The sequence below is a fragment of the Mesorhizobium sp. M7A.F.Ca.CA.002.09.1.1 genome (assembly GCF_003998555.1).
In the GTDB taxonomy this organism is placed as follows: Bacteria; Pseudomonadota; Alphaproteobacteria; order Rhizobiales; family Rhizobiaceae; genus Mesorhizobium; species Mesorhizobium ciceri.
Genome location: NZ_RZRR01000541.1, coordinates 1 through 3901, shown reverse-complemented (window position 1 = coordinate 3901; position 3901 = coordinate 1). Strand labels below are relative to the sequence as shown.

The window sequence follows — 3901 nt, the reverse complement described above, 5'->3', positions numbered from 1 at the left end:
TCAATCGTCCTTTCAAAAACAGCTCGCCGCCTTGCGCGACCACCGCGCGGCGGCGCCCGCCAGCATGCGCCAGACCTTCGCCGCCGATCCCAAGCGGTTCGTGGAATTCTCCGCCACCGACGGCGATCTGCTGCTCGACTGGTCGAAGTGCGCGGTCGACGCGACCACCATGGAGCAGCTGGAAAAGCTCGCGCAGGCCGCCGATCTCGAAGGCCGCCGCGCCGCCATGTTCGCGGGCAAGAAGATCAACGTCACCGAGGACCGTGCCGTGCTGCACACGGCGCTGCGCAACCTGACCGGCAAGGGCGTCACCGTCGATGGCCAGGACGTCAAGGCGGACGTCATCGCCGTGCTCGACGCCATGGGCGCCTTTGCCGATGCCGTGCGCTCGGGCAAGGCGGCCGGCGCCACCGGCAAGAAGATCACCGACATCGTCAACATCGGCATCGGCGGTTCCGATCTCGGCCCGGCCATGGCGACGCTGGCACTGGCGCCCTATCATGACGGGCCGCGCGCGCATTACGTCTCCAACATAGACGGCGCCCATATCCACGACACGCTGAAGGGCCTCTCCGCCGAGACCACGCTTTTCATCATCGCTTCCAAGACCTTCACCACCGTCGAGACGATGACCAATGCGCAGACGGCGCGCGACTGGGTGGAGAAGGCGCTCGGCAAGGAAGCGGTCGGCAAGCATTTCGCCGCCGTCTCGACCGCGCTCGACCTGGTGGCCAAGTTCGGCATCGCGCCCGATCGCGTCTTCGGCTTCTGGGACTGGGTCGGTGGCCGCTATTCGCTCTGGGGTGCCATCGGCCTGCCGGTGATGATCGCTGTCGGCCCGCGGAATTTTCGCGCCTTCCTTGATGGCGCGCATGAGATGGACGAGCATTTCCGCACCGCGCCGGTGCAGGAGAACCTGCCGGCGCTGCTGGGACTGGTCGGCTGGTGGCATCGCGTGATCTGCGGTTACCCGGCGCGCGCCGTCATCCCTTACGACCAGCGCCTGTCCAGGCTGCCGGCCTATTTGCAGCAGCTTGACATGGAATCGAACGGCAAGAGCGTCACCCTCGAAGGCACGGCGGTGACGACGCCGACCGGACCGCTGGTCTGGGGTGAGCCCGGCACCAACGGCCAGCATGCCTTCTTCCAGCTGCTGCACCAGGGCACCGATTTCATCCCGGTCGAATTCCTTGCCGCGGCCGTCGGCCACGAGCCCGATCTCAAGCACCAGCATGATCTGCTGCTCGCCAACTGCCTGGCGCAGTCGGAAGCGCTGATGAAGGGCCGCACGCTGGACGAGGCGCGCGCCCAGATGCTGGCCAAGGGCATGAAGCCGGCCGAGGTCGACAAGATCGCGCCGCACCGCGTCTTCTCGGGTAACCGTCCCTCGGTCACCATCCTCTACAGAAAGCTCGACCCGCGCACCTTCGGCCGGCTGATCGCGCTCTACGAGCACCGCGTCTTCGTCGAGGGCACGCTGTTCAACATCAACTCCTTCGATCAGTGGGGCGTCGAACTCGGCAAGGAACTGGCCACCGGCCTGTTGCCTGTCGTGGAGGGCAAGGAAAGTGCCGCCAATCGGGATGCATCGACCGCTGGCCTTGTGGGATTCATCCAGCATTTGCGTGGCTCGGAGTGAAAAGCTTGGCAGACATCAAGGGAATATTGTTCGACAAGGACGGCACGCTTGTCGACTTCAACGCCACCTGGCTCGGCGTTGCCGACTTCATGGCCATGGATGCGTCGGAAGGCGATCGCTGGAAAGCCGACAGGCTGCTGGCCGCTGCCGGCTTCGATTTCGCCAACAAGCGTTTCAAGCCGGACTCCATCTTTGCCTCCGGCACCAATCTCGACGTCGTCGAATTGTGGTTCCCACGCCTGTCCAACGAGGATCAGATGCTTGCGGTTGCCCGCTTCAACGAGATCACCTCCGTACAAGGCTCGGCGATGGCCGTGGCGCTGCCGGGCATCGTCGATACGCTGACGGCACTGCACAGGAAATCCTACCGGCTTGGCGTCGCCACCAACGATTCGACCAGCGGCGCGGAAAAGACGCTGGTCACGCTCGGCGTCGCTCAATTGTTCGACGCGGCCTATGGCTACGACGCGGTGGCCAATCCGAAGCCGGCGCCCGACACCATCCAGGCCTTTAGCGATCTCACCGGCCTCAAGCCGGCGGAAATCGCCATGGTCGGCGACAACCGGCACGACCTCGAAATGGCACGTGCCGGCGGCTGCGGGCTGGCGGTCGGCGTGCTCTCCGGCACCGGCACCCGCGAATCGCTGGCCGGCATTGCCGATGTGGTTCTGGATTCGGTCGCCGACCTGCCGGATTTTCTCTCGGCGCGGGTCAGGGAGACGATCTGACGGGAAAGGCTAGGTCAAACTCGATTCACCTCGGGATTTTCTGCCAATGGCCGAGATGGGGGAGCAGTCCATGGAAACTATCGAGCTTCTGGTTTGTTTTCGGACACAATGGGCCACTCATCAGCAGAACAAACGTACCCGCATTTGCCGCACCTGATCTTGGCGCTTTGCGCTGTCGATGTCTTCGCCTGGCTGAAGATCGAAGCCCCGATTTTCGCATTTTGGGCAAACTGTGAAACCGATACGTTGAACAACTTTAATCCACGCCACTCGACTTCTCCGACCAACGGCTAGTCGAATCTATTTTCTGCCCTCGATGTTTGTCCACAATGAGTAGAATTTAGGCTTGCTCTGTGGCGTCAGCGCGCTCCCTCCTCAAACGAAAAGACGCCGCTAAGCCTCGTCGCAGCCCCCTTCGCGTCGCCGAAATCCGGCACCTTGTATTCGGCGAGCAATCGCAGCCGGGACAGCGGCAGGTCGTTGCGGCGGGGATCTCCGACCAGCACCTCGATGCCGGCCGCCAGGCAGCGGTCGAGGAACGGGATAACCCGCAGAGCAACCTCAGGGCCGTAGAACACGTCGCCGGCAAGCACGAGCTCGACCGCCGGCGGGGGACCCGTGGTAATGTCCTTGTCGACAATGGCGATCTCGACGCCGTTGGCCGCGGCATTGAGGCCGATCGCGGCAACGCCGTTACGGTCGATCTCGGCGGCGATCACTTCGCGCGAACCGGCCTTGGCTGCGGCGATGCCGACAAGGCCGGAGCCGGCACCAAGGTCGAGCACGCGGCGACCGGCTACCGTTTGCGGATGATCCAGTATATGGCGCGCAAGCACCGCGCCGCCGGCCCACACGTAAGCCCAGTAAGGCGGCTGCGGCTCAGGTCCATTGTTGTCCGCCTCGATCGTGTCGTCATCGTCGTCAGCGCTTTGGTGCGTATCGGTAAGCCGTCTCAGGCCACTGGCCGGGTGCGGTGTAAAAAGCTGGATCTCAGGCACCGACGGCACCGGGGCGAGGCGCATGTTCGTCCTGATGAACTCTGCCGGGTCAGGACGGCAAGGTGCATCTACGGCATCCGCGCCGCCGGCTGCAATCATTCGCGCAGCGCTCGCCGCAGGATCTTGCCGACCGGCGTCTTCGGCAGTTCGGTGCGGAATTCGATGTATCTGGGCCGCTTGTAGCCGGTCAGGTTCTCGCGGCAAAAGGCGGTCAGTGCCTCGGCGGTCAGCGCCGGATCCTTCCTGACCACGAACAGTTTCGGCACCTCGCCCGAATGCTCGTCCGGCACGCCGATCGCCGCCACTTCGAGCACGCCCGGATGCATCGCCACGACTTCCTCGAGCTCGTTGGGATAGACGTTGAAGCCCGAGACCAGGATCATGTCCTTCTTGCGGTCGACGATCTTGGTGTAGCCGCGCTCGTCCATGAAGCCCATGTCGCCGGATTTGAAGTAGCCGTCCTTGGTCATCACCTTGGCGGTCTCATCCGGCCGGTTCCAGTAGCCCGCCATCACTTGCGGCCCCCGGATGCAGAC

At 63.9% G+C, this 3901-nt stretch carries 3 protein-coding genes and 1 pseudogene; 2 read left to right on the top strand and 2 right to left on the bottom strand.

Annotated elements, in window-relative coordinates:
- Positions 1–31 precede the first annotated feature (31 nt).
- Both pgi and EN994_RS21530 read left to right on the top strand, forming a co-directional pair.
- Positions 32–1639: a glucose-6-phosphate isomerase gene (gene pgi / locus EN994_RS21535; RefSeq protein ID WP_127307794.1), complete on the top strand. Its 1608-nt coding sequence runs from the start codon at positions 32–34 to the stop codon at positions 1637–1639.
- Between the two features lie 5 nt (positions 1640–1644).
- Positions 1645–2367 carry an HAD family hydrolase gene (locus EN994_RS21530; protein WP_063169934.1) on the top strand — a complete coding sequence of 241 codons (723 nt, stop codon included), beginning with the start codon at positions 1645–1647 and terminating at the stop codon, positions 2365–2367.
- 359 nt (positions 2368–2726) lie between these two features.
- Here EN994_RS21530 and EN994_RS21525 read toward each other — a convergent pair whose 3' ends face one another.
- The gene (locus tag EN994_RS21525) at positions 2727–3464 is read right to left on the bottom strand and encodes a methyltransferase (RefSeq protein WP_027161817.1); all 738 of its coding nucleotides are present in this window, start codon (positions 3462–3464) and stop codon (positions 2727–2729) included.
- Positions 3461–3901: pseudogene (locus EN994_RS21520) on the bottom strand (AMP-binding protein); the annotation flags it as partial. The gene EN994_RS21525 and the pseudogene EN994_RS21520, both read right to left, overlap by 4 nt.

Coding starts and splice junctions, on each gene's coding strand:
- EN994_RS21525 (WP_027161817.1), bottom strand. CDS start 3,464: ATGATTGCAGCCGGCGGCGCGGATGCCGTAGATGCACCTTGCCGTCCT.